Source organism: Streptomyces sp. NPDC002176 (genome assembly GCF_044903645.1).
GTDB lineage: Bacteria > Actinomycetota > Actinomycetes > Streptomycetales > Streptomycetaceae > Streptomyces.
Genome location: NZ_JBJDQW010000003.1, coordinates 836,512 through 863,006, shown reverse-complemented (window position 1 = coordinate 863,006; position 26,495 = coordinate 836,512). Strand labels below are relative to the sequence as shown.

Here is a 26,495-nt window from a genome sequence, read left to right as displayed (position 1 = left end):
GACTACACCCACGTCCGGGGGCGGTAACGGTTGGCCCGTTCCACCAGGTTGATCCTCTCCTCGCCGCCGGGCGCCAGCCGGGCCAGCGTGCGGTAGGCGCGCTCCAGTCCGAAGCGGAGGCCCCGCTCGTCCAGACCGCTGCCGAGCAGCACCCGCCCGCCGGTGACCGGCCGAGCGGTGTCCTGACCCCTGGAGAGTATCCAGTCCAGGGCGCAGCCGAGGACTTCGGCCGACAACCGCTCGCGTCGCGCCGGGTCGAGCCCGTACGCGTCCAGCGCCTCGACCTGGCCCGCCGCGGCGGTCAGGTCGTCCAGGAACGGTACGTCACCGGCGGCCGCCGTGCGTTGCCGCAGCCGTGCCCGCACCGCCGCGACCCGCGCGGCCGTGTAGTGGATGGACGACTCCGGCACCGACTCCAGCGTGCGTACGGCGCCCGCCCGGTCCCCGCTCGCCAGCCGCACCCGCGCCAGGCCGAACGCGGCGCTGACGAAGCTCGGGTCGGTCGCCCACACCAGCCGGTAGTACTCGGCGGCGTTGTCCAGCTGGCCCAGCACCTCCGCGCACAGGCCGAGCGCCAGCTTGGGCGCGGCCTCGCCGGGAAAGGCGTCGTAGATCGCGTCGAAGGCGAGCGCGGCGCTCTCGAAGTCGCCGGTGACCAGGGCGGCCACGCCCCGGTACCAGACCACCCGCCAGTCGTCGGGCCGTTCCTCGTCCAGCCGGGCCAGCGTCGCCTGCGCGGCCTCCCGGTCGCCGTGCTCCAGCCGGGCGCGCACCCGCCGCAGCCGGGTCTCCACGCTCTGGCCGGGCGCCGCGTCCAGGGCGCTGAGCAGCTCGCCCGGCGCGGAGGCGACGAGGCCCGCGAGGAAACCGGCGTCCGGGTCGTTCGGGTCGACCAGCGGCACCGGCAGCGCCAGCGCGGCGGCCGGGGTATCGACCGGCCTGACCAGCGCGGGCGGCAGACCGGGCGGACGCCCCGGCCCGGGCAGCGCGCGGGCGCCGAGCCGGGACACCTCGCCGTCCAGCGCCGGGAACAACTCGGTGTCCGTGACCCGCACTTCGGGCCCGAACAGGGTCGACAGCGCGGGCCGCGCCTGCCCGGTGCTCAGCGAGACGACCTCGCGCAGCACGCCGGTCAGCTGGTCGGCCATCTCCTGCGCGGAGGCGAACCGGCGGGCCGGGTCGGGGTCGGTGGCGCGGACCAGGAAGCGGTAGAAGGACTCGTAGCGCTGGAAGACCTCGATGGTGTCCGGGTCGGGCAGCGAGTCGGAGTGGACGGTGGTGTAGCCCTGGAAGTCGAAGGTGAGGACGGCCAGGGTGCGGCCCACCGTGTACAGGTCGCTGGCGGCCGAGGGGCCGACGTCGGCGACCTCGGGGGCCTGGTAGCCGACCGTGCCGTAGATCGCGGACTCCTCGTCGTCCACGCGGCGCACGGCGCCCATGTCGATCAGCTTGAGCTGGTCCTCGCTCTGGATGGCGTTGTCGACCTTGAAGTCGCAGTACAGCAGGTTGCGGCTGTGCAGATGGCCGAGCGCCTCCAGCGCCTCGATGCCGTACGCGCACGCCTGCTCCACCGGCAGCGGGTCCCGCCTGCCGTCCGGGGTGCGGCGGGCGTTGGCGATCTCCTTCAGCGACTTGCCGCCGACGTACTCCATGACGATGTAGCCGTCGAGCGAGCCGGTGCGCTGGTCGAGGTGCTCGACGAAGTTGTAGATCCGGACGATGCCCGCGTGCTCGATCTCCGCGAGGAACCGGCGCTCCGAGATCGCCGCCGCCATCGCGTCCTGGTCACCGGTGTCCAGCAGCCCCTTGAGCACCACCCAGCGGTCGGACACCGCCCGGTCCACCGCGAGGTAGATCCAGCCGAGCCCGCCGTGCGCGAGACAGCCCGCCACCTCGTACTGCCCGTGCACGATGTCCCCGGCGCGCAGCTTGGGCACGAAGGAGTACGGGTGCCCGCACTTGGTGCAGAACCCCTCGGTACGCCCCGGCCGTTCGCCGCGCGCCCGGCCGACCGGCGCCCCGCAGTCCGAGCGGGAGCAGTACCGCTTGCGCTCGGGCACCTGCGGGTCGTCCAGCACCATCGCGCGCGGGTCGGGCCTCGGCACCTGCGGCACCACGACCAGACCGGCGCCCAGCCGCCCGCGCCCCGAGGGTCCGGACGCCGAGCCCGAGCCGCGCACCGACACCGAACGGCCGCCCGACTTCCCCGACACCGAGCGGGAGAGCCGCCCCGACACCGAGCGCCGGGAGCGGGCGGACTGCGAGGAGCTGCGGGTGACACCGCCGTTGATCCCGGTCGGCGCCGAGCCGACCGAACCCACCGGCTCCGGGGCGGCCTTCGGGGAGACCACCGGGGCCAGGCCGCAGGTGTCGCAGTACAGCTCGCCGCCGCCCATGTCCTCGTAGGCGCCCGCGCAGTCCGGCCGCTGGCAGGTGCGCCGTTCCTCGCTCACTCCTGGTCTCCCTTGCCGTCCTCGGGCGCGTACTGCTCCGGGACCCTCGGCGGGGCCAGCAGTTCGGCCGCCGCCTGCTGATAGCGCAGCACCGCCTGCTCGGCCACGCGCAGATCGCAGGGCGCGCTCCACAGCATCCGGCGGGCCGCGTCGTACCGCTCGATCAGCAGCCGGTCCTCGGCCAGGCCGTGCCGGGTGACCTTCGCCCGGTAGGCGTCCAGGCGGCCGCGCAGCTCGGCGCGGACCGCGAGCGGCGCGGTGACGGCCGTCAACGACTCGCGGGCGCGCAGCAGTTCGTCCTCCGCCCGCTGCTCCAGGGACTCCAGCAGCGGGGAGAGGCGGTGCCAGCGGGCCTGGCGGCGGTACTCGGCGGCCGCCGCCAGCTGTTCCTGGAGCACGGTCGGCGGGCCGCTCACCACCGGCACCTCGGTCGCGGCGATCTTCGCCAGCACCTCGCCGCGCGCGGTACGGGCCTCGGCCAGGGTGCGGTCGGCGCGGGAGAGCACGTCCCGCAGCCGGATCAGCCGCTCCTCGGCGTCCTGCCGGACGGTGAGCACCGCCTCGATCTCCCGGCGCACGTCCTCCAGGGCCCGCGCCTCGCGGTCGTACACCGTGGTGTCCGGGCGGCCGCCGCCGGGCGCGGAGCTGCCCCCGGCCGGTACCCAGTGGGCGAGCGGATCGCGGACGACCTCCTCGCGCAGCGCGGTCAGGGTGGCGGTGATGCCCTCCAGGTCGTCCCCGGAGGGGTGTTCGCCGGGGCGGACGCCGACGGAGTGCGCCAGTCTGCGGGTGCGCTGGAGTTCGGCGGCCAGCAGGTCGATCCGGGCGGGCAGCGCCGACCACACGGCGTCGGCGGCCACCACCATGTCCAGCGAGGACGCGTACAGCTCGTTCATCCGGTCCACCAGGGCGGCCAGCGTGAAGCGCTCGCTGAGCACAGCCGAGCCCGAGGCGCCGCCCGCCACCGTGACCGACTCCCCGCGCAGCAGCCCGGTCAGCTCCACCAGGTCCTCTCGGCTGGACCAGCGGCGCCGGGAGCGGATCTCACGGGCCTCGCGCACGGCGTCCGTGTACGCGTCGAAGCAGGTCCAGAGCAGGGTGATCGACGCCTCCGTGGCGGCCCACCGCTCCTTGGTGACACCGGTCAGCTCGGCGCCCTCGAGGAGGCGGCGCCCGGCGTGGTCCTGGAGCGCGAACAGCGAGGTCTCGATGGCCTCGTGCTCCTGGCCGAGCCGCGCCAGCGCACGGTCCACCTCGTCCCGGTCCATCACCGGCCCGGCGGGGTCCGTGACGCCCATCGATCACCTCTCGCTGCTGTGTGGTCGGTATGGCCCGTGCGTGTTTCGCGCTAGCTCTCGCGCAGGTACTTCGGGGCGGGCGGTCTGGAGGAGCGCGCGTCCTTGCCCAGTGTGGCCGACAGCCACTTGTCGTACGACGCCTGCCAGCCGTCGGCCCGGTAGCCCACCAGGACGCGGTTGACGCGGCGCACCAGGTCGGTGGCGTCCTTCTTCATCGCCACCCCGTAGTACTCGGTGGTGAAGGGCTTGCCCAGCACCTTCACCGTGGGGTCCTGCGCGGCCTGGCTGGCGGCCAGCGCGCCGTCGGTGACCACCGCGTCCGCCTCGCCCAGTTGGAGCCGCACCAGGCAGTCCAGCTGGTTGGGGACGGTGGCGGAGAAGTCGGTGGTGGCGGGCAGCGTCTTGCGCTCCCGGTCCGCCTTCAGCTTGCCGTAGGCGGTCGAACCGGCCGCCGTGCAGACCCGTTTGCCGGCCAGCGTCTCGTCGTAGCCGCTGATGCCGGAGGCGTCGGGCACCAGCAGTTGCTGGCCGGTCTTGAAGTAGGGCGCGGAGAACGCCACGTCGCGCAGCCGGTCACAGGTGATGGTCATCGTGCGGACCACCATGTCGACCCGGCCCTCCTGGATCGCGGGGATGCGCTGGCTGGTCGGGATCGCCTTGAATTGCACGTCGTCCGGGCTGCCGAGGATGTCCTCCGCGATGCGGCGGACGAGATCGATGTCGAAGCCCTCCAGCTCCGCGCCCTCGGTGCCCGGGTTGCGGTAGCCCCAGCGGTAGCTGTTCTGGTCGACGCCGACGATCAGCTTGCGCTTGTCGCCCTCGCGGGCCTTGATGGCATCGATGGTCGGGCCGTCCGCGCCGGACGGGGACGGCGTACGGTCCTGCGCCGCGCTCTCCACGCAGTCGTCCGCACGGGCCGGGCTGCCCGTGACCAGGTTCCGGCCCGCCGGTCCCGCACCGGTCGCCGGGTGCGCCTGGGTACGGGGGAGCAGCAGCACGAACGCCAGTGCCAGCGCGCACAGCACGGCCATCGCGCCGACCCCGCCCCAGCCGCGCAGCCGGGTGTGCCTCCGCGCCGCGTCCATCGCCTGGCCCCCTGTCACCGGTACTCCGAAAGCCTGCGCCCGATGCCGAACACCGCGCCCGCCGCGCCCAGTACACCGAGTACGGCGGCGCCCTCAGGCAGCCCGGTCATGGCGTCCCGGCCGTCGGCCGCGGCCCGGTCGAACTCCGTCTGCTCATGGCCGAGGGCGCGGGTCAGGCTGCGGTCGACGCCGTCGAAGGACGCGCCGGTCGTGTCGTGGGCGCCGATCACCTGGTCCAGCGCCACCTGGTAGTTGCCCTTCTCGTCCTCGTCCCGGGCGGTGCCGTGCCGGTCCTCCCACTCGGCGGTGTCACCGAGGGCCGAGTCGACCGGTGCGCCGCCCCGCTCGTCGTCGGCGTACCGCCGGGCCTCGGTGAGCCGGGCCTTCAGCGTGCCGAGGTCGCGGTCGAAGGCGTAGTAGTACGCGTCCTGCTTGACGCCGTCCACCTCCACGGTCTCCGCCCCGCGCGCCACCAGGCTCAGGTTCTCGTTGCCGCGCGCCTTCAGGGCGGCGATCTGGGCGTTGTGCAGCACGTTCAGCGAGCGGATTCCGTGGTCGTAGGAGCCGAACAGGCCGGAGCGGGCCACGGTGTGGCCGACGACCAGCCACAGCAGCACCACGACGGTCGCGGCCGACGCGGCGACCAGACCGTGGTTCAGGACGCGGTTGGTCCGGCGGTAGTCCCGGTACTGGGCCAGGCCCAGAGCGGCCAGCGCCAGCAGGCCGAGCGCGATCGCCGCCCAGGGGTACGGGGTGGCGTCCGCGTAGTCGGCGTCCAGCCGCTGGTTCTCCTTGGTGTACAGGTCCTGGGCGGCCGGGAGCATCTCCGTCTGCATCTTCTCGTTGGCGTACCGCAGATAGGCGCCGCCCACCGGGTAGCCCTGGCGGTTGTAGACGCGGGCCCGCTCGACCAGACCCTTGTACTCGGGCAGCAGCCGGTTCAGCTTGCGGACGGTGGCCTCGGAGGGGGAGCCCGGCTCGGTGTCGGCGGCGGCCCGGATCAGGCCGGAGGCGGCGGTACGGATGTCGTCCTCGTACCGCTCCCGGTTCGCGGTGGTCTCCCGCGGGCCCGCCAGGAAGCCGGTGGACGCGGCGGTGTTGGCGTCGGCCAGCGAACGGTAGATGGCGGCCGCGCCCGAGCTGAGCGGCTGGCTCCGGGTCAGCACGTCGTCGGCGGCACCGGCCCGCTCGCCGCTCTGCCAGGCGGTGACGGCGCCGAACGCGACGACCAGCAGGGCGAGTACGGCCCCGATGACCCGCAGCCGCCCCGGCTCGGTGGTCGCGGCGTCCCGCAGCCGCTCGGCCCCCTCGACGAACGCGGTGCGCCGCACGGGAGGCGGGCCGGACGGGCCGCGCTGGGCGGGAACGGCCGGAGTGGCCGAGGTGACCGGTGGTGCGAACGCGGTACTGCTCTGCGGCGGTTGTGTCACCTGACCTCCCCCATGGTCATCCGTTGGCCGCCAGTATCGCCGCACCCGCCCCCCTTCGCACCAGCCTTCACCGCAACTTGATCGGATCGGGGCGCGAAGCGGGCTCTACCCCCTCTGTCCAGAAACACGCCGTACCATTCCCGACGGTTCCCCACCGGTCATGACGTGGAGAACGAAACACGCCATGTGGCCCGAACTGATCGCGACCTGCCCGACACCGCGCCACCCGCCTCCGGGGCGGCGCTCGCCGACCACCTGGAGCGGTCGGTCAGCGGGGCGTTCGGCCTGTAGCCGCCTCCCAGTGCGCGCGGGTCCGCGCCTGGGCTCCGGGCGGGGAGCCGAGGTGGTCCAGGCCCAGCAGGGCCGCGCCCAGGACCGGGGGAGTGGTGATCAACTGGGGCTCCGCCAGCGGGGCTTGGGCGGTGAGGCGGGTGCGGATGCCCTGGTCGAGCTGGGGGTGGCCCGCTGCCAGGACGCTGCCGCCGAGCAGGACCGGGGTCGGCTCGGTGAGGAGGTCCAGGCGGGTCAGGGCGACCGTGGCCATCAGGGTCACCTCCTCCGCCAGGCGGTCGACCAGGGAGCGGGCCACGGGGTCGCCGTCGGCCGCCGTGGCGAAGAGGACCGGGGTCAACTCATGGCGACGGGCGGGGGCCAGCCCTCCGAGGTGGAGGGACTCGATGAGGGCGCCCATGGTGGGCAGCCCGAAGTGGGCCGGGAGCGTACGGGCCAGCTCGGTCGGCCCGCCCCGGCCGTCCTCCGCGCGGGCCGCGTGCCAGAGGGCGTCCTCGGCCAGACCCCAGCCGCCGCCCCAGTCCCCGGAGAGCCGGCCGAGCGCCGGGAAGCGTGCCGTACGGCCGTCGGGGCGCATGCCGACGCAGTTGATCCCGGCCCCGCACACCACGGCCACGCCACGCGGCTCGGACACGCCCGCGCGCAGAATGGCGAAGGTGTCGTTGCGCACCGCCACCGCAGCGCCCCAGGCCCGCGCGGTCACCGCCGCCGCCAACCGCTCCTCCTCCACCGGGAGATCGGCGTTGGCCAGGCAGGCGGAGACATGGGAGACGGACGCCACCCCCGCCTCCTTGAGCGCCCGCTCCACCGGTACGGCGAGCGCGTCCATCGCCCGGTCCACGCCGACCGCCGGTGGCCGGAAGCCCCCGCCGCGTGCCGTCGCCAGCACCTCGCCGGACGCGCTCACCACGGCCACGTCGGTCTTGCTGTTGCCCGCGTCGACGGCGAGCACGGTCCCGGTCAGGCCCACGCGAGGTGCTCCCGGTTGTGCGCGAGGAGGAGGTCGGTGAGCTTCTCGGCGTACGCGTACTGGCCGACCAGGGGATGCGCCAGCAGGGCCCGGAACACCCGCTCCCGGCCGCCGCGCAGGGCCGCGTCCAGCGCGAGTTCCTCGTACGCCGTCACGTTCGCCATCAGCCCCGCGAACAGCGGGTCGACGCCCGGCACCGGAAGCGGCTTCGCCCCGGCCGGGCCCACCGCGGCGGGCACCTCGATCACCGCGTCGTCCGGGAGGAACGGCAGCGTGCCCCCGTTGACCGTGTTCACCACCTGGTACGGGCTGCCCCCGCCGCCCAGCAGGGCCGCCGCCACGTCCACGGCCGCCTCCGAGTAGAAGGCCCCGCCCCGCCGGGCCAGCAGCGCGGGCTTCTCGTCCAGCGCCGGGTCGGCGTACATCGCCAGCAGCTCCCGCTCCAGCGCCGCGACCTCGGCCGCCCGCGAGGGCTTCACCTGCTGCTCGCCCACCACCTCGTCGTGCAGGTAGTAGTAACGCAGGTAGTACGACGGGATCGCGCCCAGCCGCTCCAGCAGGGGGCGCGGCAGGCGCAGGTCGGCGGCGACGGCGTCGCCGTGCTCGGCCAGCAGGCGGGGGAGGACGTCCTCGCCGTCGGGGCCACCGAGGCGTACGGCGGTCTCCCAGGTGAGGTGGTTGAGGCCGACGTGGTCGAGGTGGACCTCGCCCGGCTCGGTGCCGAGCAGGGCGGCGAACTTCCGCTGGAGACCGATCGCCACGTTGCACAGGCCGACCGCGCGGTGCCCCTCCTGGAGCAGGGCGCGGGTGACGATGCCGACCGGGTTGGTGAAGTCGATGATCCACGCATCCGGGTTGGCCCGCCGGACCCGCTCCGCGATGTCCAGCACCACCGGGACCGTGCGCAGCGCCTTGGCGAGGCCGCCCGCGCCGGTCGTCTCCTGGCCCAGGCACCCGCACTCCAGCGGCCAGGTCTCGTCCCGCTCGCGTGCCGCCTGCCCGCCCACCCGGAGCTGGAGCAGCACGGCGTCCGCGCCCGCCACCCCGGCGTCCAGGTCGGAGGTGGTGACCACCCGGCCGTCGTGCCCCTGCCGGGCGAAGATGCGGCGGGCCAGACCGCCCACCAGCTCCAGCCGGTCCGCCGCCGGGTCCACCAGCACCAGCTCGGTCACCGGCAGCGTGTCCCGCAACCGGGCGAAGCCGTCGACGAGTTCCGGGGTGTAGGTCGAACCTCCGCCGACCACGGTCAGTCTCACGGGCGACTCTCCCTCGCGTACGACGGGCTCCTCGGCCAGCAGGAACCTAGGCGCAGGCGGGAGACTCCGTCAACGTCACTTGGCCGGGGGCTTCTGCGTGCCGACCGGGGTGGTGAGCGGGTTGCTCGCCAGGGACTGCGGGGAGGTGGAGTTGGCGAACGCCGAGGGCGCGGCGACGGTGGCCGACGCGTCCGGGGTGTCCTCCGCCGGGATCACGGCCGTGGCACCGCCGACGATCGGGATGCTCGCCTTGTCGAAGGCCCGCTTGATCCGCCAGCGCAGCTCACGCTCGACCGACACCGACTTGCCCGGCATGGTCTTGGCGGAGACCCGGATGACCATGGAGTCGATCAGCACGCTGTCCAGGCCCAGCACCTCGATGGGGCTCCAGAGCAGCTCGTTCCACGGCTCCTCCTTGCCCATCTTCTCGGCGACCTCGTCCAGCACGGACTTGACCTTGTCCAGGTCCTCGTCAGCGCGGACGGTGACGTCCACGTTGGCGGTGGCCCAGCCCTGGGAGAGGTTGCCGATGCGCTTGACCTCGCCGTTGCGGACGTACCAGATCTCGCCGTTGTCGCCGCGCAGCTTGGTCACGCGCAGGCCGACCTCGACGACCTCGCCGGTCGCCACCCCGGCGTCGATGGTGTCGCCGACGCCGTACTGGTCCTCGATGATCATGAAGACGCCGGACAGGAAGTCGGTGACCAGGTTCCGGGCGCCGAAACCGATCGCGACACCGGCGACACCGGCGGAGGCGAGCAGCGGGGCCAGGTTGATGCGGAAGGTGGAGAGCACCATGAGGGCGGCCGTGCCGAGGATGGTGAAGGACGCCACCGAGCGCAGGACCGAGCCGATGGCGGCCGAGCGCTGACGGCGCCGCTCGTTGTTGACCAGCAGCCCGCCGAACGCCGTGTGGTCCACCGCCTGCACGGTGCGGTTCATCCGCTCGATCAGCTTGGTGATCGCCCGGCGCACCACCGCGCGCAGCGCGACGGCGATGACCACGATCAGCAGGATCTGCAGCCCCATCGCCAGCCAGGTCGACCAGTTCTGCTCCACCCAGCTCGCCGCGTTCGCCGCGTTCTGCTGGGCGTCCTGGAGCGAGGGCACCGCCGGGTCCGAGCCCGATGGCGAGGGAGACGGCGAGGCTCCGGCGGCCAGCAGGGCGACGGGCAGGGACACGGCGGGTACCTCCATGGTGCTGCGGTCCGCTCCGGCGGGGGCGGGCAAGATCACGGAAAGGTCACCGGACGGACCGAACCACCACACTAACGGGGCATCGCGCGCCCACTCGCCGCTTCACCGGAGCCCGCCTGCCCCGACCGCGCCTGAACAGGCCCTGCCGAGCGCGGGACGCCGCTCATGTGGTCGAAAACACTTCGAGCCCGTTACCGGCACATGGTGGCGCTCGGACCAGGCATGAGGGGAGACTGACTCCAGATCGTCCCGGCGCGAGCCACGCGCCGCCGACGCCCAAGGAGGCACCCGTGCCGCATGTCCTGGTCCTCAACGCGTCGTACGAGCCCCTCGGCGTCGTACCGCTCCGCCGCGCGCTCGTCCTCGTCCTGGAGAACAAGGCGGTCTCCCTCGAGGAATCCGGCGCCTATCTGCACAGCGCGTCCGTCACAGTCCCCGCACCCAGCGTGGTCCGGCTCAAGCGTTTCGTGCGGGTTCCCTATCGGGGGCCCGTTCCCCTCACCCGGCGCGCGCTGTTCGCACGGGACGGGGGCCGGTGCATGTACTGCGGCGGCATCGCGACCAGCGTCGACCACGTCATCCCGCGCAGCCGCGGGGGCAAGCACGTCTGGGACAACGTGGTGGCCTCCTGCCGCCGCTGCAACCACGTCAAGGCCGACCGGCACCTGGTCGAGCTGGGCTGGCGCCTGCGCCACCAGCCCGCCCCGCCCACCGGCCTGGCCTGGCGCATCATCGGCACCGGCCATAGGGACCCGCGCTGGCTGCCCTACCTGCAGCCCTACGGCGCGGACGCCGCCCTGGCCCGGATCGACGGCATCTCCGCCTGACGGTCCGGGCCTTCGCGTGTCCGCGCGGGGCCCGAGGCGCGCCTACGATCAGCGTGATCGCGGGGGCCGCCCCGGTACGAGGACCGCTCGGACCGGGCGGGATGACAGGTGAGGCGGGTACCCATGACGCAGCACGGCGCGCCCGTCCCGGCGGAATGGCCCAAGGACGCCTGGCCGCCCGGCGCCCGGGTGCGGGTGATCAAGTCTCCGGACTGGGACGGCCCGTACCCGGTGGAGTTCTACGGCACGATCGCCGGGACGCAGGTTCCCTTCCCGGTACGGAACGACCGCGGCCGCGACGGTGAGCTGGTCTATCTGGTGCGTTTCGACGAGCCGCAGCGCGACAGCCACGGTCTAGGGCCCTACCGGGGCGGCGAGGTGTGGGGCCGCTACCTGGTGGCCGACGACACCGCCTGACCACCAGGTCGGTTCGGCTACGGCAGGCCAGGACTCCCCGGCCGGGCGCCGTGGGCCGCGTACAGGGCCGCGCCCGCCGCGAAGACCGTCAGGGCGGCTGCCCAGGCGGCGGGCTGAGCGCCCGGCTGGAGCGGCCACGCCCACAGGGCGACCGCCGGGCCCCGGGCTCCCGAGGAGACGAGGGCGGCCGCGGAGACGAAGGCGCAGGCGGGAAGCCAGCTCAGGCGGGCGCCCAGGAAGACGGCCGACAGGGCGGTGAGGCCCGTACAGCCCAGGATGTTGCGGATCATGGCGGGCGGCCCGAAGGTCTGGGCGTGGCCCAGTACCGCCAGGGGGAGCAGCAGGGCCGCCACGGCGGTCAGCGCCGCCAGCCAGGCCAACCGCCGGGGCCACCAGGGGCGTACGGCCGTACGGTCCAGCTCGTCGGAGTCGGAGCGCAGGCTCGCCCCGATCACGGCGGCGGCCGCCAGCGGGGCCAGGGTGACCACGGGCGCCCGGCGGACGGGGTCCAGGAAGGTGTCCAGGGCATCGGCCGCCCACACGGCGGCACCGGTGGTCGCGGCCAGGGCCGCCAGCGTCAGGGGCAGGGAGCGGGAGCGGACGTAGAGCGGGAGGCCGGGGTTCACAGGGACGGCACCCCCTCGTCGTCGCAGGTCGCGCGGGCCGCGAAGTAGGCGGACAGCCAGACCTTGCGCCGCTCCTCGTCCATGCCCGCCAGCTTCGCCCGGGCGGCCAGGCTCGCGCGGAGGTGAGCGCGCGCGGCCGCGTCGCCCTTGGCCTCGATGGCGTCGAATGCGCCCCGGCCCGGACTCGGCGCGAGATACGACTGCACGGCGTCGACCGCGAAGGTCACCCGCTCGGACGCGCGCTCGCACTGGCCCCGGTCCGACAGCATGGCGGCCGCCTCGTACGCGTACTGGTGCGGATCGACCAGCCGACCCCGGACGAGCGACCAGCCGACCGGCGCCAGTATCGGCAGTTGCGCCTCATCGGCGCGCGGGCCGTGCTCCCGGTCCGCCCAGCGCACCGGCAGCCCCTTGACGCCCTTGAGTCTGCCGGTGACCCCGGAGAGGGCGGTGGTGACCTGGGGAAGCACGCCCCCGTACCGGGCGTTGACACAGATCGCCGGGGTCGTGGACGTGTCGCACACCTGGCGGCGCAGGAACGGGTCGGGCTGCCAGGTGGCGTCCCCGCCCTGCACGAGCAGCGCGGCCCCCGTGAGGGCGGCGGCCAGCGGCAGCAGGGCGGTCGCCCGGCGCCGGGCCGCGTAGGCGAGGGTGAGGGCGAGGGCCAGGCCGAGCGTCCAGGCGGTCATGGCGAGCGGCTGCCACCACACCGGCCAGCTGCCGTGCACGGTGAACGACGCCGGGTCGAGCGGCTGGACGTCGGCCTCCGGCACCGCGGCGGCGAGCCCCGCGAACCCGGCCACGCCCAGCAGCGGGGCCGCGAGCAGGCTGGGGACGATCCGGCCCACCACATGCCCCAGCAGGACCGCCGCCATCAGCGCGGCGGTGTCGCCCGGCACCAGGATCAGGTGCGGATGGTCGCCCCGCGCGTACGGCCAGGTGGCGACATTCGCGGCGGCGAGGACGAGCAGGTAGCCGACGGCCGTCCAGAGGGCGACCGGGACGGCACTGGCCAGCAGCCTGGCCAGGGGCGGGCGGACCGCCGTACCCCACAGCTCCTCGGTGCGCCGCCGCCGCTCCCGGCCGCCGTGCCAGCAGCCGGCCGCCGCGGCGACCGGCAGGGCCATCAGCAGGCCGTCGTGCAGCTGCCCGGCGGTCTCCGCCCAGTCGCCCTGCCATTCCCGGGCGGTGGCGATCATCATCGCCCCGCACGCCACCATGAGGGCGGCCCCGGCGAGCGGCGGGAAACCCCGGACGGCCTCGGCGCGCAGCGGATGCGGGGCCGCCTTCGGCGTGGCAGCGGTGAGGGTGTCGGTGGTGCCGGTCGTGGTCGTCACACCGTCTCCCGTGCGTCCGGGGCGCCCTGCGCGCGGTGGGCCCGCAGCGCCGCCGTGTAGCCGCGCTCGATCGGGTGGTCGCCGGGGCCGTCGGAGGTCTCGCCGAGCCGGGTCAGGGAGGCGGGGGTGCCCTGGTAGGCGATCCGGCCCGCGTCCAGGAGGGTGACCTCCGTGCAGGCGGCGGCCACGTCCTCCACCAGGTGGGTGGAGACCACCACCGTGGTCGAGGCGCCGAGTTCGCGCAGCAGCTCGCGGAACTCCACCCGCTGCTCGGGGTCGAGCCCGGCGGTGGGCTCGTCCAGCAACAGGAGGCTCGGGTCGTTGACGACGGCCTGGGCGATGCCGACCCGGCGGACCATGCCCCCGGACAGCGTCCTGATCTTGACGTCGGCACGGTCGGCGAGCCCGACCCGCCCCAACGCCCGCTCCACGGCGGCCGGGACCCGGTCGGCCGGGACCTCCTTCAGCCACGCCACGTACGCCACGAACTCCCGCACGGTGAAGGCCGGGTAGTAGCCGAACTCCTGCGGCAGATAGCCGAGCCGCCGCCGGATCTCGGAGCGCTCGCGCTGGTCCGCGCTGTCGCGGCCGAGCAGCTCCACGGCGCCGCCCGACGGACGGGCCACGGTGGCGAGCACCCGGATCAGCGAGGTCTTCCCGGCGCCGTTCGGCCCGAGCAGGCCATGGACGCCGGTGCCCAGCTCCAGATCCACGGAGTCGAGGGCGACGGTTCTGCGATGCCGGACCCGCAGGCCGGTGACGCGGATGGACAAGGGAACTCCCAGAGGTCTCTAGTACGTGCTAGTACGTGCGGTCGTACGGGCTCAAGCGCGGTCGTACGCGCTGCGGCGGACCGCCAGCAGCAGGGCGCCCAGGGCGACCGCGGCCGCCCACGCGGACTGGGCCGAGGCGTCGCCCAGGCACCAGGCCAGCCGGTCGGCGAGCCGGGTGAGGACCTGGTCCGCCGGGGCCCCGGGCGCGGGCGCGACCACCGCGCACAGCCAGCCGCCCGCCGTCAGGGCGGACGCCGTACGGAATCCGGTGAGCGGGCCCAGCGCCAGGGTGGCCAGCGTCAGCGCCAGCCCCGGCAGCAGCCACGCGGCGGCGGCCGGGACGCCGGAGGCGGGCAGCAGCAGCCCGGTGAGGGTCAGCACCGGCAGGCTCACCCCGAGCACGGCCGCCGTCCGGGTCAGGGCCAGCCGGAGTCCGCCGCCCGGTGTGGAGGCGGTCAGCTCGTACAGCGGGTCGGCGTGCGGACCGTAGGACAGGGCGACCCCGGCCACCGGCACCACCGGGGCGAAGGCCAGCAGCAAGGTGCGCGCCTCCGGGGCGCCGCCGAGGTGGCCCAGCAGCAGCGCGGCCCCGGCCACCAGCAGCAGGGCCGCCGACCAGGCACCGCGCACGGCGGGCCCCGCCGCCCACAGCAACCGGCTGAACCGGGAGGCGCCGGTCCCCGACCCCCGTACGGCGACCGGCGCCCCCTCCCGCGCGGCGGCGGCCAGCACCGCGGCCCGTACGTCCCTGAGCACCGGGCCCGCCACCGTCCCCCGTACCGCCCCCGAGACACGGGACGCGCACCCCGTGCACGTCTCCAGGTGCTTCTCCAGGGACCAGGCGTCCGGCTCCGGCAGGGAGCCGTCGGCGTACCGGGCGGCCAGGGCGTCGCTCACGTGCCATTGCTTGCTCATGCCGGGCCTCCCAGCGGGGACGGGTTCAACTGGGCCAGCGCGGCCCGCAGTTCGGTACGGGCGCGCCGGGCCCGGGACTTGACCGTGCCCTCGGGTATGCCGAGCAGCCGGGCCGCCTCACGGGTGGACAGCCCGTCCACCACCGTCGCGCGCAGCACCTCGCGCAGCTCGGGGGAGATCCGGTCCAGGGCGGTGCCCACATCGCCGTACTCCAGACCGGCCAGCACCCGGTCCTCGGCGGACGGCGCGGTGGCGGCCGCCTCCGGTTCCGGCGCGGTCCGCGCGGTGCGCTCCTGGGCGCGGTGGGCGTCGACCAGGCGCCGGGCCGCGATCGTCCACAGCCAGCCGCCCGCCTCCTCGCCCCGGTGCGCGGCGGCCGAACGCCACACGGTCACGAAGGTGTCCTGGAGCACCTCCCGGACCACCTCCGGATCGGCGCAGCGCCGGGCGAGGCGGGCGTGCAGCCACCCCGCGTGCCGGTCGTACAGGTCGGCCAGGGCCGCCTGATCACCCGCCGCGACGGCCCGGAGCAACGCCCCGTCGCTCTTCTCCCGGAGGCCCCCCATGGGGCGGAACAGTCTCACACCCCCTCTATCGCCCCGCCCCCGAGCGATGGATCACTCCCGCGCGCGGGCGTGGCCTCCGCGTCTCTGGGTAGGGCTGGGTAATCCGGCAAAACGCACCCGCCCCCGTGACCAAGGAGGCTCTCGTGGCCGCAGCGGTTCACCTGTTCCTGCCCGCCCAGTGGAAACCCGAGGCGGAGACGCCCGCCGACTGCGCGTTCAGCGCGGAGAGCGCCTGCGTGGAGGCCCCGCTGACCAGCGAGCCCCCGCTGCCCGGCGCCGAGCCGCTGACCAGCGAGCCCCCGCTCGCCGACGCCGTCCCGCTCACCGGTGACGCCGACCCCGTCCCGGTCCGCTTCGGCCCGGCCGAGTAGATGGCCCCGGCGCTGGAGGACGAAGAGCTGCGCGCGCTCGCGGAGCTGCACGGCGTCGCCACCTCGTACAGCCCCTCCCCGGAGGTCGTCGTCGCGGTGCCCGCCGCCGCCGTGACCGCCGCCCTGGCCGCCCTGGACATCGACGCGAGCACCCCGGCCGCCGTCCGCGCCGCGCTCGTCGAGCGGGAGCGCGAACTGCGGGAGCGGCTGCTGCCGCCCACCGTGGTCCGCTGGACCGGCCAGCCCGTCGCGGGCACCGGCACCCCCGCCCTCCCGGACCCCTTCGAGGTCCTGCCGCCCGGCACCCGGCTCGAGATCGACACCGAGCAGGGCGAGCGGCACACCGGCATCGACGACCTGCCCACCGGCGTCCACCACGTCATCGCCACCGCCCCCGACGGACGCACCGGCCACGCCCACCTCATCGTCGCCCCAGAGCGCCTCCCCGCCCCGACGGGCCGCTCCTACGGCCTGCTCGCCCAGCTCTACTCCGTGCTCTCGCACCGCTCCTGGGGCATGGGCGACCTCGGGGACCTCGCCGAACTGGCCGCCTGGGCCGGACGCACCCACGGCGCCGGATTCGTGCAGGTCAACCCGTTGCACGCGGCCGTACCCGGCGCCCCCACCGACCCCTCCCCGTACCGCCCCTCCTCCCGGCGCTTCCCCGACCCGGTGCATCTGCGCGTCGAGGACATCCCGGAGTACGCCTACACCGAGCTGAACCCGGGGCTGCGCGAGCGGGCCGAGCGGCTGCGCGCCGACGTGCTCGACAAGGGCGCCCTCATCGACCGCGACGCGGTGTGGGAGCTGAAGCGCCAGGCGCTGGAACAGGTCGTACGGCTCCCGCTCGGCCCCGGCCGGCAGGCCGCGTACGACGCCTTCCGCGCCGAGGAGGGCCAGGCGCTCCAGGACCACGCCACCTGGTACGCCCTCGCCGAGGAGCACGGCCCCGACTGGCGGGCCTGGCCCGAGCCGCTGCGCGACCCCCGCTCGGCGGACACCGCGCGCGCCCGCGCCCGGCTCGCCGACCGGGTCGAGTTCCACACCCGGCTCGCCTGGCTCACCGACGGGCAGCTGCGCGCCGCCCAGCGGGCCGCCGAGGAGGCCGGGATGCCCATCGGGATCGTGCACGACCTCGCGGTCGGCGTGCATCCGGTCGGCGCCGACGCCTGGTCCCAGCAGGACCACTTCGCCGCCGGGATGTCGGTCGGCGCCCCGCCCGACGCCTTCAACGCGCGCGGCCAGGACTGGGGCCTGCCGCCCTGGCGCCCCGACCGGCTCGCCGAGTCCGGCCACGCCCCCTACCGCCAGCTGCTGCGCGCCCTGTTCCGCTACGCGGGCGCGCTGCGCATCGACCACGTCATGGGCCTGTTCCGGCTGTGGTGGGTCCCCGAGGGCAGCCCGCCCACCGACGGCACCTACGTCCGCTACGACGCCGAGGCGATGCTCGCCCTGCTCGCCCTGGAGGCGTCCCGCGCGGGCGCGCTGGTCATCGGGGAGGACCTGGGCACCGTCGAGCCCGGCGTACGGGAGACGCTCCAGCGGCGCGGGGTGCTGGGCACCTCCGTGCTGTGGTTCGAGCGGGACTGGACCGGCGACGGCCGCCCGCTGCCCCCCGAGGGCTGGCGCGAGGACTGCCTGGCCACCGCCACCACCCACGACCTGCCGCCCACGGCGGCCCGGCTCACCGGCGAACACGTCGACCTGCGCGAGAAGCTCGGCCTGCTCATCAAGTCGGGCGCCGACGAGCGGGCGGACGCGGTCGCGGACACCGCCGAGTGGCTGGCCCTGCTGGGCAGCCTCGGGCTGCTGGACGCCCCGGCCGCCGGGCTGCCCGGCAGCGACGAGGAGGCCGAGATCCAGGGCTTCCACCGGTTCCTGCTGCGCACCCCGGCCCGGCTGGTCGGCGTCTGGCTCCCGGACGGCATCGGGGACCGGCGCCCGCAGAACGTGCCCGGCACCTGGGACCAGTACCCCAACTGGCGCCTGCCGGTGTCCGACCCCCAGGGGCGTCCGGTACCGCTGGAGGAGCTGACGGCGTCCCCGAGGCTGCGCGCGCTGCTGGCCGCGGTGGAGGCGGGGCTGGGGCACAGCGGGGTATGAGGGGCCGTACCAGCCGTGCGTACGGCACCCCGGACGCGCGGCCGGTACGGCGGTTCGCTAACTTGGGGAACGTGGACAAGAAGAACGCACTGCGCGCCGGAGCCCTGGCGGCCGGCACGACGCTGATGATGCTGCTCATGTCGTCCCCCGCGCTCGCGATCACCCGCGACGACGGTGACGACCCCGGTGTCGGTCTCTCCGCCTGGGAGACCGTCGGCCTGTACGTGCTGATCCCGCTGGGCCTGTTCGTCCTCATCGCCGGTCTGGTGATGGTGCTGGACAAGTCGCGGCCGTCCTCCTCCAAGAGCTGACGGACCTCTGGTCCCCGGCCGGGGGCGCCTGTCCGCCCGCGTACGCGCGTGAGGCCGGACGGCGCCCCCGGCGTGTTTGTTCCCCCGTTCCCCCGAGGAGCCGCGGATGGCAGGCACCAACGGCGTCGTCGTAGTCGGCTGCGGCCCGACCGGACTGCTCCTCGCCGGTGACCTCGCGGAAGCCGGGGTCCCGGTCACCGTGCTGGAGAAGCGGCCACCCGGCATCAGCAACCTCACCCGCGCCTTCGCGCTGCACGCCCGCACGCTGGAACAGCTCGACATGCGGGGCCTCGCCGACGAACTCGAGTCCCTCGGCCACCCGATGACCCGGCTCGGCCTCTTCGACGGCCTCACCCTCGACCTCGCCGAACTCCCCACCCGCTTCCCGCACGTCCTGGTGATCCCGCAGTACGAGGTGGAACGGGTACTGGAGCGCCGGGCGCGGGAGGCGGGCGCGAAGTTCGTCCACGAGGCCGAGGTGACCGCGCTGACCCAGGACGCGTCCGGGGTGACGGTCCTCGGGCGGGGCATGGAGCCGCTGCGGGCCGCGTACGTGGTCGGCGCGGACGGCATGCGCAGCGCGGTACGCGAGGCGGTGGGCCTCCCCTTCCCCGGCCGGTCGGTCATCCGCTCCGTGGTCCTCGCGGACGTACGCCTCTCCGAGAACCCACCGGACCTGCTCACCGCAGGCACGACGGGCGACGCCTTCGCGTTGTTGATCCCCTTCGGCGACGGCTACCACCGGGTCGTCGGCTGGCACCGCTCGCACGACGTCCCCGACGACGCCCCTCTCGACCTCGCCGAGATCCAGGACATCGTCCGCACCGCCCTCGGCCGCGACTACGGCATGCGCGACCCACGCTGGCTGTCCCGCTTCCACAGCGACGAACGCCAGGCCCCGTCCTACCGGTCGGGCCGCGTCTTCCTGGCGGGCGACGCCGCCCACGTCCACTCCCCGGCAGGCGGCCAGGGCATGAACACGGGGCTCCAGGACGCGGCGAACCTGAGCTGGAAGCTGGCCGCGGTCGTCTCGGGCCGCGCGGACGCGTCCCTCCTGGACACGTACAACACCGAACGCCACCCGGTGGGCCGCACGGTCCTCCGCAGCAGCGGCGCCCTGATCCGCCTGGCGATGGCGAACCGTCCGTGGACGCGGGGCCTGCGATCCGTCCTGACGACCTTGGTCACTCACATCCCCGCCCTACGCCGCAAGGCGATGCACCAGGTAACGGGCCTGGCCTACTCCTACGGCCCCGGCCCCCTAACCGGCAAACGAGCCCCGGACATCCCTCTGCCGGGCAACACCCGCCTCTACGAGGCCCTACGCCGGGGCAACTTCGTCCTCCTGACCCAGGGCCCGTACCAGGGTGCCCACCCTCACCTCACCATTTCCGAGTGGGCGGGCCCTAGGACGCTCCTGATCCGCCCGGACGGCTACATCGCTTGGTCGGCAAAGTCCCCATCCCCAACGGAGCTGGAAAAGGTTCTACTTGAACACGTGGGCCCGGCTCACTCCGCTGAGAACTCGTACTGAAGCTCGTAGAGATGGCCTGCCTTGACCATGACGGTCGCTTCGATGGGCCGCTCGTCGTCGCTGAACACCACCCGCAGCGTGCGGAGCACGGGAAGGTCGCTGGGCAGCCTCAGTGCGCGGTACTGCTCCTGCGTCGGCACCCTCGCGGAGACCCGGTCCACACTGGTGCGCGGCGGGAAGCCGAGTTCGGCCAGGAGCGCCGGAGTGCCGCCCCTGATCTTCCGCTTCTCCATGATGGCGGTACCTAGTGCGATGGCCATCGGGTAGTACGACTTGACCAGTTCCACGGGCTCGTCGTCGAGGGTGAGGACCTGCTCTCGCAGGAGTACGGTCTCGTCGCCCGAGATGCGCAGTGCGGCGGCCACGTCGGCGGGTGCGGAGGTCTCGCGCACATCCAGCAGCGAACTGTCGGGCCGCGCACCCAGCTTCGCCGCCTCGGTCAGCCAGCGGTAGGGCTCCCCGGAAGGCGCCGGAGCCATGTACGAGGCGGGGCGCATGGTGCGCTGACGGTGTTCGCGGACCGTGACAGCGGCTCCGGCCCGACCGACCACGAGCCGCTCGTCCTTCAGCAGCTGCAACGCCTTCTGGATGGTGGCGTTGGAAGCGTCGAAGCGCTCTTTGAGCTTGACGGTCGAGGGCAGGCTGGCTCCCGCCGCCAGGTCGCCGCACATGATCTCGTCGCGCAGATCGGCGGCGATCCGCTCGTGCAGGGACCGTCGGTCAGGGGTGTCGTCGGTGGGCACGGTCATCCGATCCGAATCTCGTAGCGAAGTTGCTGACGATGGGCGGGCATCACCATCAAGTCGGCCTGGATGGGCCGGTCGGTGTCGTCAAAGGTGACCCTGCTCAGTCGCAGGACGGGCTCACCAGCGTCCAGACGCAGCGCCTCGCGCTCCTCCGCGTCGGGCATCCGGGCCGTCACGTCCTCGCGCACCCGCACGCCACGATGACTGAGTTCGGCGAGCAGCGTCACCGCCCCGCCAGGGATCTTGCCTCGCTCGGCGAGACGGGTGCCCCGCGCGATGGCGGTCGGGTAGTAGGTGTCGGTCAACTCGACGGGCCGCCCGTCCAGCTCAATGACCCGCCGCCGCACGACGACCGCTTCTCCGGCAGTCACTCCGAGCAGGGCGGCCACCTCGTCCGAGGCGGGGACCTCACCGGCGTGCACGATCCGCTGGCCGCCCTTCCCACCCCGCGCAGCCGCCTCCGCACCCCACGCGTCGGCCTGCCCCCGCTCCCGCGGCGCCAGATACGGCATCGAGGCACTGACCCACCTGCTGTCACTCACGGCGTCCTCCTCAATCGGGCTTCCCGGACTACACGTTAGGCGACCCGTCCGAGTTACTTGCAGCCAGAGTAGCTGACCGCTTTTCGCGAATAGTGGTACGGTCTCGTCGATCTCGCATCTCAGCGGCAAGTAGGTGATGAGCCATGCCTCTGTTACGTCAACGACGATTTCCCCGCGCACGCAGATCAGTTGGAGCTGCCCGTGAGTTCGCCGTGGAGACCTTGCTGGAGTGGGGGTGCCACGACCGGCAAGAAGACATCCGGCTCTGCGTCTCGGAGTTGGCCACGAACGCCGTCCTGCACGGCGTACCGCCGGGGCGCGAATTTCTGCTCGCCCTCACTGGAGACGGTGCTTCGATCCGCGTCGAGGTACGGGACAGCGGCGGGGGAGTGCCGATGGTCAGAACAGGCGGACTCGAAGAGTGCGGCGGCCGAGGACTCCTCCTCGTTCAAGCTCTTGCCGACGACTTCGGCGTGACGTCCAACAACCCCGGCAAAACAGTCTGGACGGTGTTCAAGTCCGTCCTCGGGGGTGCGCTCGCGGTCGAGCCCTGAGAGTGGCTGGAAGTGCAAACGAGGGGTGCTCGGACGATGTTCGGGCGCCCCTCGGTGGGGCGCCGCTTTCGAGGCCATGCACCCCGGCAGGTCAGCGAAGCGCGTCGTCCATGAGTACGTAGAGCAGCCCCACCAGTGAGCCGCTGCTGACGATCTCGCGGCGGTCGATCATGGCTCGGATGTCGGTCAGTGGGACCCACTCGATGCGGTCCGACTCGTTCTGCTCGGTCGGTGGGCCCACGTGCGTCGCGCCGTCGGCGCGGAAGACGTGGTGCTGGGAGTCGGTGATGCCGTTGGCGGGTTCGGCGTAGATCAGGGGCTTCATCGGGCCGGGGCGCCAGCCCGTTTCCTCCAGGACCTCGCGGGCGGCCGCGTCGGCGGGAGTTTCGCCCTCCTCAATGAGGCCCATGGGCAGTTCCCACGCCCAGGTGTCCGTGATGAAGCGGTGCCGCCACATCATCAGCACCTCGCGTCGCTGGTTGACCACGGCGGCCACGGCCAAGTGGCGGAGCTTGACGACGTGGTGCTCCCAGCGGCTGCCGTCCGGCGTCTCCACGTCGGTGAGCCAGAGGTCGACCCACTTGTTCTCATAGATCGGACGTTCCCCGTGGATCTTCCACTGCATCGCTGCGGCCCCTCTCGATCGGCCTTCAGGATCGCAGAGCCGCCGCTGGAACCCGCAGGATGCTGCGGGACATGACGTTGGTGACACAGGCCGATGTCAGTGAAATCAAGATGCCTCGACGGGCATCGGTCGGATACCGTGCGGGCCATGTCGAGTCCTGAGTCAGACAAGGTGGGGGCTTTCGGTCACGCCGTCAGCCCCTGAACCACTGAGCTCGTAGCCCTGTCGTCGCGCCGCACTCTGCGGCCGGGCCGAGTGTGCCCTTGGGGCTGGCCGCGGTGACGAGATGACCTTCTCGCGCTTCTCCTCACCTCGGAGCCACTCGATGCCTCTCCCGCTGTACCTGCTTGCCATGGCGGTTTTCGCCATGGGCACCTCGGAATTCATGCTTGCCGGCCTCTTGCCGGACATCGCCTCAGACCTCGATGTCACAGTCGGGGCAGCCGGAACGCTCACCTCGGCCTTCGCGGTCGGCATGATCGTCGGTGCACCACTTGTGGCCGCGCTTGCCCGCAACTGGCCCAGGCGCTCCAGCCTTCTCGGGTTCATCCTCACTTTCGCGGCAGCTCATGCCGTGGGCGCCATGACCACCAGCTTCCCGGTCCTGTTCGCCACCCGGGTCGTTGCCGCGCTCGCCAACGCGGGGTTCCTTGCCGTCGCTCTGACGACTGCCGCCACGCTGGTCTCACCCGACAGGAAGGGCCGCGCGCTGGCCGTGCTGCTGTCCGGCACGACGGTGGCCACGATCGCCGGTGTCCCTGGCGGCTCGGTGCTCGGCACGTTGCTCGGCTGGCGGGCCGCATTCTGGGCCGTCGCCGCTCTCTGCCTGCCGGTGGCTCTCGGCATCCTGAAGGGAATCCCAGCAGGACGTGATGAAGATGAGGCGACCGGCAGGCCGGCGTTGCGAGCGGAGCTCGCCCAGCTCGCACGGCCGCGGTTGATTCTGGTGATGCTGCTTGGCGCTCTGGTGAACGCGGCAACCTTCGGAAGCCTCACCTTTCTCGCTCCCGTGGTGACCGACAGCGCCGGCCTGGGCGAGTTGTGGATCTCTGTAGCTCTGGTGCTTTTCGGCGCCGGTTCCTTCGTGGGCGTCACCGTCGCCGGCCGGCTCTCCGACCGGCGTCCCGGCCCGGTCATCGCAGTCGGCGGCCCGCTGCTGCTCATCGGCTGGCCGGCCCTTGCGATGCTGGCCGACGAGCCGGTCGCCCTGTTCATTCTCCTGTTCATGCAGGGCGCACTGTCGTTCGCGCTGGGCAGCACGCTGATCACGCGGGTCCTCTACGAGGCCGCGGGAGCCACCACCATGGCCGGCTCGTATGCGACCGCGGCGCTCAACGTGGGCGCCGCCGTCGGCCCGGTCATCGCTGCGGCCACCCTCAGCACCGAAGCCGGCGACCTCGGGCCGCTCTGGGCAAGCGGACTCCTCGTCGCGGTCGCGCTGCTCATCGCGTTCCCCCTCCTCACCACCATCACGGCCGGCAGGAGCACCGAGGTGCTCAGGTGACATACACGAACTCGGGCTGCGAGACCGCGCGAGCGCCAACGTCACGGCCGGCAAAAGCTAGATGCCGCTAGGTTCGGGCCGGTTCGCGTCAGGGCAACGAGAAGGGGCGCCCGGCACAGTGCCGAGCGCCCCTTCTCCACGTCAACCGAGCTACGCCGAAGCCGCGTCCGCCCGCTGCGCCTTCAGCGCCCGCTCCACGCCCGCGCGGGACTCGGAGATGAGGCGGCGGAGGGCCGGGGTCGGCTCCGTGGCCGTCAGCCACGTGTCCGTCTTGGTCAGCGTCTCTTCCGAGACCTGGACCGACGGATAGAGGCCCACCGCGATCTGCTGGGCCATCTCGTGGGAGCGGGAGTCCCAGGCCGTCTTGACGGACTCGAAGTAGCGGTCCGTGTAGGGGGCGAGGAGTTCGCGCTGGTCGGTCTGGACGAAGCCGCCGATGACGGCTTCCTGGACGGCGTTGGGGAGCTTGTCGGACTCGACGACCGAGGCCCAGGCTTCCGCCTTCGCCTCGGCGGTCGGGCGGGCCGCGCGGGCGGTGGCCGCGTGGCGCTCGCCCGCCGCCGTGCGGTCACGCTCGTACTCGGTGGCGATCTCCGTCTCGTCGAAGCGGCCCACCGCGGCGAGGCGCTCCACGAACGCCCAGCGCAGCTCGGTGTCGACGGCGAGGCCCTCGACGGTCTGCGAGCCGTCGAGCAGCGCCTCGAGGAGGTCGAGCTGCTCCGGCGTACGGGCGGTCGCGGCGAACGCACGCGCCCAGGCGAGCTGGTGGTCGCTGCCACCCTCCGCCGTGCGCAGGTGGGCCAGCGTCGCCTCGGTCCAGCGGGTCAGCAGGGTCTCGCGGGCGGCCGGGTCGGCGTACAGGTCGATCGCCAGCTTGGCCTGCCGGTGCAGCGACTGCACGACACCGATGTCGGACTCCTTGCCGATGCCGGACAGCACCAGCGAGAGGTAGTCACGGGTGGCCAGCTCGCCGTCACGGGTCATGTCCCAGGCCGACGCCCAGCTCAGCGCGCGCGGCAGCGACTCCGTGAAGTCACCGAGGTGCTCGGTGACGGCCGCGAGGGACTCCTCGTCCAGGCGGACCTTCGCGTACGACAGGTCGTCGTCGTTGAGGAGGATCACCGCGGGGCGGCGCACGCCGGACAGCTCGGGTACGGCCGTCAGCTCGCCGTCCACGTCCAGCTCGACCCGCTTCACCCGGACCAGCTTGCCCGCGTCGTCCAGGTCGTACAGGCCGATCGCGATGCGGTGCGGGCGCAGCGTCGGCTCGCCCTTGGCACCGGCCGGGAGCGCCGGGGCCTCCTGGCGGACCGCGAAGGAGGTGATGACACCGTCCGCGTCGGTCTCCAGCTCGGGACGGAGGATGTTGATGCCCGCCGTCTCCAGCCACGCCTTCGACCAGGTCTTCAGATCGCGCCCGGAGGTCTCCTCCAGCGCGCCCAGCAGGTCGGAGAGCCGCGTGTTGCCGAACGCGTGCCGCTTGAAGTACGCCTGCACGCCCCGGAAGAACTCGTCCTCACCGACGTACGCCACGAGCTGCTTCAGCACCGAGGCGCCCTTGGCGTACGTGATGCCGTCGAAGTTGACCAGCACGTCGTCCAGGTCGCGGATGTCCGCCATGATCGGGTGCGTGGACGGCAGCTGGTCCTGGCGGTACGCCCACGTCTTCATCGAGTTGGCGAACGTGGTCCACGAGTGCGGCCACTTCGAGCCCGGCGCCGATGCCTGGCAGGCGATGGAGGTGAAGGTGGCGAACGACTCGTTCAGCCACAGGTCGTTCCACCACTCCATGGTGACCAGGTCGCCGAACCACATGTGCGCCAGCTCGTGCAGGATCGTCTCCGCCCGCACCTCGTACGCCGCGTCGGTCACCTTGGACCGGAAGACGTACTGGTCGCGGATGGTCACCGCGCCCGCGTTCTCCATCGCGCCCGCGTTGAACTCCGGTACGAACAGCTGGTCGTACTTCTCGAAGGGGTACGCGTAGTCGAACTTCTCCTGGAACCAGTCGAAGCCCTGCCGGGTGACGTCGAAGATCGCGTCGGAGTCGAGGAACTCCGCGAGCGAGGGACGGCAGTAGATGCCGAGCGGCACGGACTGCCCGTCCTTCTCGTACACGCTGTGCACCGAGTGGTACGGGCCGACGATCAGCGCCGTGATGTACGACGAGATGCGCGGGGTCGGCGCGAACGCCCAGACGTTGTCCTTGGGCTCCGGCGTCGGGGAGTTGGAGATCACCGTCCAGCCCTCGGGGGCCGTCACCGTGAAGCGGAACGTCGCCTTGAGGTCCGGCTGCTCGAAGTTGGCGAACACGCGCCGCGCGTCCGGCACCTCGAACTGCGTGTACAGGTACGCCTGTTCGTCGACCGGGTCCACGAACCGGTGCAGACCCTCACCGGTGTTGGTGTACGCGCAGTCGGCCACCACCCGCAGGATGTTGCGGCCGTCGAGCAGACCGGGCAGCGCGATCCGCGACTCCTTGAAGACCTCCGCCGGGTCCAGCGCGTCCCCGTTCAGCGTCACCTCGCGCACGGCCGGTGCGACCAGGTCGATGAAGGACTCGGCGCCGGACTCGGCCACGTCGAAGCGCACCGTGGTCACGGACCGGAAGGTGCCCCCCTCCTGCGCGCCGGAAAGGTCGAGATCGATCTCGTACGAGTCCACGGTGAGCAGCTCAGCCCGCTGCTGCGCCTCTTCCCGAGTCAGGTTTGTGCCAGGCACGCGGTCATCTCCTCGTTATGTGTGGGTTGCGCCATCCTTCCAC

At 73.1% G+C, this 26,495-nt stretch carries 24 protein-coding genes; 8 read left to right on the top strand and 16 right to left on the bottom strand.

The genetic code is table 11. From position 1 onward, the window contains the following. Positions 1 to 2 precede the first annotated feature (2 nt). From ACI2LY_RS17765 to ACI2LY_RS17735, 7 genes are all read right to left on the bottom strand, one after another. Positions 3 to 2,396: a tetratricopeptide repeat protein gene (locus ACI2LY_RS17765; RefSeq protein WP_404708169.1), complete on the bottom strand. Its 2,394-nt coding sequence runs from the start codon at positions 2,394 to 2,396 to the stop codon at positions 3 to 5. Between the two features lie 53 nt (positions 2,397 to 2,449). Beyond that, positions 2,450 to 3,751 carry a hypothetical protein gene (locus ACI2LY_RS17760; RefSeq protein ID WP_404707934.1) on the bottom strand — a complete coding sequence of 434 codons (1,302 nt, stop codon included), beginning with the start codon at positions 3,749 to 3,751 and terminating at the stop codon, positions 2,450 to 2,452. Between the two features lie 50 nt (positions 3,752 to 3,801). Next, complete coding sequence (locus tag ACI2LY_RS17755; protein WP_404708168.1) at positions 3,802 to 4,836, bottom strand: glutamate ABC transporter substrate-binding protein; 1,035 nt, start codon at positions 4,834 to 4,836, stop codon at positions 3,802 to 3,804. A gap of 14 nt (positions 4,837 to 4,850) precedes the next feature. Continuing rightward, positions 4,851 to 6,266 carry a hypothetical protein gene (locus tag ACI2LY_RS17750; RefSeq protein WP_404707933.1) on the bottom strand — a complete coding sequence of 472 codons (1,416 nt, stop codon included), beginning with the start codon at positions 6,264 to 6,266 and terminating at the stop codon, positions 4,851 to 4,853. A 268-nt stretch (positions 6,267 to 6,534) separates the two neighbouring features. After that, positions 6,535 to 7,527: an N-acetylglucosamine kinase gene (locus ACI2LY_RS17745; protein ID WP_404707932.1), complete on the bottom strand. Its 993-nt coding sequence runs from the start codon at positions 7,525 to 7,527 to the stop codon at positions 6,535 to 6,537. After that, positions 7,518 to 8,783 (bottom strand): 6-phospho-beta-glucosidase, encoded by a 1,266-nt coding sequence (locus tag ACI2LY_RS17740; RefSeq protein ID WP_404707931.1) that lies wholly within the window; start codon positions 8,781 to 8,783, stop codon positions 7,518 to 7,520. Before ACI2LY_RS17740 ends, ACI2LY_RS17745 begins: the two co-directional genes overlap by 10 nt. Before the next feature lie 75 nt (positions 8,784 to 8,858). After that, positions 8,859 to 9,980, bottom strand: a complete 1,122-nt coding sequence (locus tag ACI2LY_RS17735; RefSeq protein ID WP_404707930.1) for a mechanosensitive ion channel family protein — start codon at positions 9,978 to 9,980, stop codon at positions 8,859 to 8,861. Positions 9,981 to 10,270: 290 nt separating this feature from the next. Between ACI2LY_RS17735 and ACI2LY_RS17730 the strand changes: the two genes are divergently transcribed. Together ACI2LY_RS17730 and ACI2LY_RS17725 are read left to right on the top strand one after the other, a co-directional pair. After that, positions 10,271 to 10,807: an HNH endonuclease gene (locus ACI2LY_RS17730; protein WP_388993734.1), complete on the top strand. Its 537-nt coding sequence runs from the start codon at positions 10,271 to 10,273 to the stop codon at positions 10,805 to 10,807. Positions 10,808 to 10,930: 123 nt separating this feature from the next. Next, on the top strand, positions 10,931 to 11,224 hold the full coding sequence (locus ACI2LY_RS17725) for a ferrous iron transport protein A (RefSeq protein ID WP_404707929.1): 294 nt from the start codon (positions 10,931 to 10,933) through the stop codon (positions 11,222 to 11,224). Between the two features lie 17 nt (positions 11,225 to 11,241). Here the strand turns inward: ACI2LY_RS17725 and ACI2LY_RS17720 are convergent, their stop codons facing one another. Genes ACI2LY_RS17720 through ACI2LY_RS17700 form a run of 5 tightly spaced genes read right to left on the bottom strand, consistent with a single transcriptional unit; the run spans position 11,242 to position 15,441 of the window. After that, on the bottom strand, positions 11,242 to 11,850 hold the full coding sequence (locus ACI2LY_RS17720; RefSeq protein WP_404707928.1) for a hypothetical protein: 609 nt from the start codon (positions 11,848 to 11,850) through the stop codon (positions 11,242 to 11,244). Next, the gene (locus ACI2LY_RS17715) at positions 11,847 to 13,187 is read right to left on the bottom strand and encodes a hypothetical protein (RefSeq protein WP_404707927.1); all 1,341 of its coding nucleotides are present in this window, start codon (positions 13,185 to 13,187) and stop codon (positions 11,847 to 11,849) included. Before ACI2LY_RS17715 ends, ACI2LY_RS17720 begins: the two co-directional genes overlap by 4 nt. Next, positions 13,184 to 13,960, bottom strand: a complete 777-nt coding sequence (locus ACI2LY_RS17710) for an ABC transporter ATP-binding protein (protein WP_404707926.1) — start codon at positions 13,958 to 13,960, stop codon at positions 13,184 to 13,186. The genes ACI2LY_RS17715 and ACI2LY_RS17710 overlap by 4 nt, the downstream gene beginning before the upstream one ends. Positions 13,961 to 14,011: 51 nt before the next feature. Next, positions 14,012 to 14,875 (bottom strand): zf-HC2 domain-containing protein, encoded by an 864-nt coding sequence (locus tag ACI2LY_RS17705; RefSeq protein WP_404707925.1) that lies wholly within the window; start codon positions 14,873 to 14,875, stop codon positions 14,012 to 14,014. Then, the gene (locus ACI2LY_RS17700; protein ID WP_404707924.1) at positions 14,872 to 15,441 is read right to left on the bottom strand and encodes an RNA polymerase sigma factor; all 570 of its coding nucleotides are present in this window, start codon (positions 15,439 to 15,441) and stop codon (positions 14,872 to 14,874) included. Before ACI2LY_RS17700 ends, ACI2LY_RS17705 begins: the two co-directional genes overlap by 4 nt. A gap of 143 nt (positions 15,442 to 15,584) precedes the next feature. On the opposite strand from ACI2LY_RS17700, the gene ACI2LY_RS17695 reads away from it, so the two are divergent. The 4 genes from ACI2LY_RS17695 to ACI2LY_RS17680 all read left to right on the top strand — a co-directional run bounded on the left by ACI2LY_RS17695 (position 15,585) and on the right by ACI2LY_RS17680 (position 19,760). Beyond that, complete coding sequence (locus ACI2LY_RS17695) at positions 15,585 to 15,812, top strand: hypothetical protein (protein ID WP_404707923.1); 228 nt, start codon at positions 15,585 to 15,587, stop codon at positions 15,810 to 15,812. Further along, on the top strand, positions 15,813 to 17,915 hold the full coding sequence (gene malQ / locus ACI2LY_RS17690; protein ID WP_404707922.1) for a 4-alpha-glucanotransferase: 2,103 nt from the start codon (positions 15,813 to 15,815) through the stop codon (positions 17,913 to 17,915). Positions 17,916 to 17,986: 71 nt separating this feature from the next. Beyond that, on the top strand, positions 17,987 to 18,226 hold the full coding sequence (locus ACI2LY_RS17685; RefSeq protein WP_401632879.1) for a hypothetical protein: 240 nt from the start codon (positions 17,987 to 17,989) through the stop codon (positions 18,224 to 18,226). A gap of 106 nt (positions 18,227 to 18,332) precedes the next feature. Beyond that, positions 18,333 to 19,760 (top strand): FAD-dependent monooxygenase, encoded by a 1,428-nt coding sequence (locus ACI2LY_RS17680; protein ID WP_404707921.1) that lies wholly within the window; start codon positions 18,333 to 18,335, stop codon positions 19,758 to 19,760. Here ACI2LY_RS17680 and ACI2LY_RS17675 read toward each other — a convergent pair. Together ACI2LY_RS17675 and ACI2LY_RS17670 are read right to left on the bottom strand one after the other, a co-directional pair. Then, complete coding sequence (locus tag ACI2LY_RS17675; protein WP_404707920.1) at positions 19,736 to 20,509, bottom strand: GntR family transcriptional regulator; 774 nt, start codon at positions 20,507 to 20,509, stop codon at positions 19,736 to 19,738. The genes ACI2LY_RS17680 and ACI2LY_RS17675 overlap by 25 nt on opposite strands. Continuing rightward, complete coding sequence (locus ACI2LY_RS17670; protein WP_404707919.1) at positions 20,506 to 21,048, bottom strand: GntR family transcriptional regulator; 543 nt, start codon at positions 21,046 to 21,048, stop codon at positions 20,506 to 20,508. The genes ACI2LY_RS17675 and ACI2LY_RS17670 overlap by 4 nt, the downstream gene beginning before the upstream one ends. 143 nt (positions 21,049 to 21,191) lie before the next feature. On the opposite strand from ACI2LY_RS17670, the gene ACI2LY_RS17665 reads away from it, so the two are divergent. Next, positions 21,192 to 21,602: an ATP-binding protein gene (locus ACI2LY_RS17665; RefSeq protein ID WP_404707918.1), complete on the top strand. Its 411-nt coding sequence runs from the start codon at positions 21,192 to 21,194 to the stop codon at positions 21,600 to 21,602. Positions 21,603 to 21,693: 91 nt separating this feature from the next. Here ACI2LY_RS17665 and ACI2LY_RS17660 read toward each other — a convergent pair whose 3' ends face one another. After that, positions 21,694 to 22,227 (bottom strand): NUDIX hydrolase, encoded by a 534-nt coding sequence (locus tag ACI2LY_RS17660; protein WP_404707917.1) that lies wholly within the window; start codon positions 22,225 to 22,227, stop codon positions 21,694 to 21,696. 325 nt (positions 22,228 to 22,552) lie between these two features. Between ACI2LY_RS17660 and ACI2LY_RS17655 the strand changes: the two genes are divergently transcribed. Beyond that, positions 22,553 to 23,731, top strand: a complete 1,179-nt coding sequence (locus ACI2LY_RS17655) for a Cmx/CmrA family chloramphenicol efflux MFS transporter (protein ID WP_404707916.1) — start codon at positions 22,553 to 22,555, stop codon at positions 23,729 to 23,731. A gap of 150 nt (positions 23,732 to 23,881) precedes the next feature. Here the strand turns inward: ACI2LY_RS17655 and pepN are convergent, their stop codons facing one another. After that, the gene (pepN, locus tag ACI2LY_RS17650; RefSeq protein WP_404707915.1) at positions 23,882 to 26,452 is read right to left on the bottom strand and encodes an aminopeptidase N; all 2,571 of its coding nucleotides are present in this window, start codon (positions 26,450 to 26,452) and stop codon (positions 23,882 to 23,884) included. Between the last annotated feature and the right edge of the window lie 43 nt (positions 26,453 to 26,495).

Coding starts and splice junctions, on each gene's coding strand:
- ACI2LY_RS17765 (WP_404708169.1), bottom strand. CDS start 2,396: ATGGGCGGCGGCGAGCTGTACTGCGACACCTGCGGCCTGGCCCCGGTG.
- ACI2LY_RS17760 (WP_404707934.1), bottom strand. CDS start 3,751: ATGGGCGTCACGGACCCCGCCGGGCCGGTGATGGACCGGGACGAGGTG.
- ACI2LY_RS17755 (WP_404708168.1), bottom strand. CDS start 4,836: ATGGACGCGGCGCGGAGGCACACCCGGCTGCGCGGCTGGGGCGGGGTC.
- ACI2LY_RS17735 (WP_404707930.1), bottom strand. CDS start 9,980: ATGGAGGTACCCGCCGTGTCCCTGCCCGTCGCCCTGCTGGCCGCCGGA.
- ACI2LY_RS17725 (WP_404707929.1), top strand. CDS start 10,931: ATGACGCAGCACGGCGCGCCCGTCCCGGCGGAATGGCCCAAGGACGCC.
- ACI2LY_RS17705 (WP_404707925.1), bottom strand. CDS start 14,875: ATGAGCAAGCAATGGCACGTGAGCGACGCCCTGGCCGCCCGGTACGCC.
- ACI2LY_RS17700 (WP_404707924.1), bottom strand. CDS start 15,441: ATGGGGGGCCTCCGGGAGAAGAGCGACGGGGCGTTGCTCCGGGCCGTC.
- malQ (WP_404707922.1), top strand. CDS start 15,813: ATGGCCCCGGCGCTGGAGGACGAAGAGCTGCGCGCGCTCGCGGAGCTG.
- ACI2LY_RS17680 (WP_404707921.1), top strand. CDS start 18,333: ATGGCAGGCACCAACGGCGTCGTCGTAGTCGGCTGCGGCCCGACCGGA.
- ACI2LY_RS17675 (WP_404707920.1), bottom strand. CDS start 20,509: ATGACCGTGCCCACCGACGACACCCCTGACCGACGGTCCCTGCACGAG.
- ACI2LY_RS17665 (WP_404707918.1), top strand. CDS start 21,192: ATGCCTCTGTTACGTCAACGACGATTTCCCCGCGCACGCAGATCAGTT.
- ACI2LY_RS17660 (WP_404707917.1), bottom strand. CDS start 22,227: ATGCAGTGGAAGATCCACGGGGAACGTCCGATCTATGAGAACAAGTGG.
- ACI2LY_RS17655 (WP_404707916.1), top strand. CDS start 22,553: ATGCCTCTCCCGCTGTACCTGCTTGCCATGGCGGTTTTCGCCATGGGC.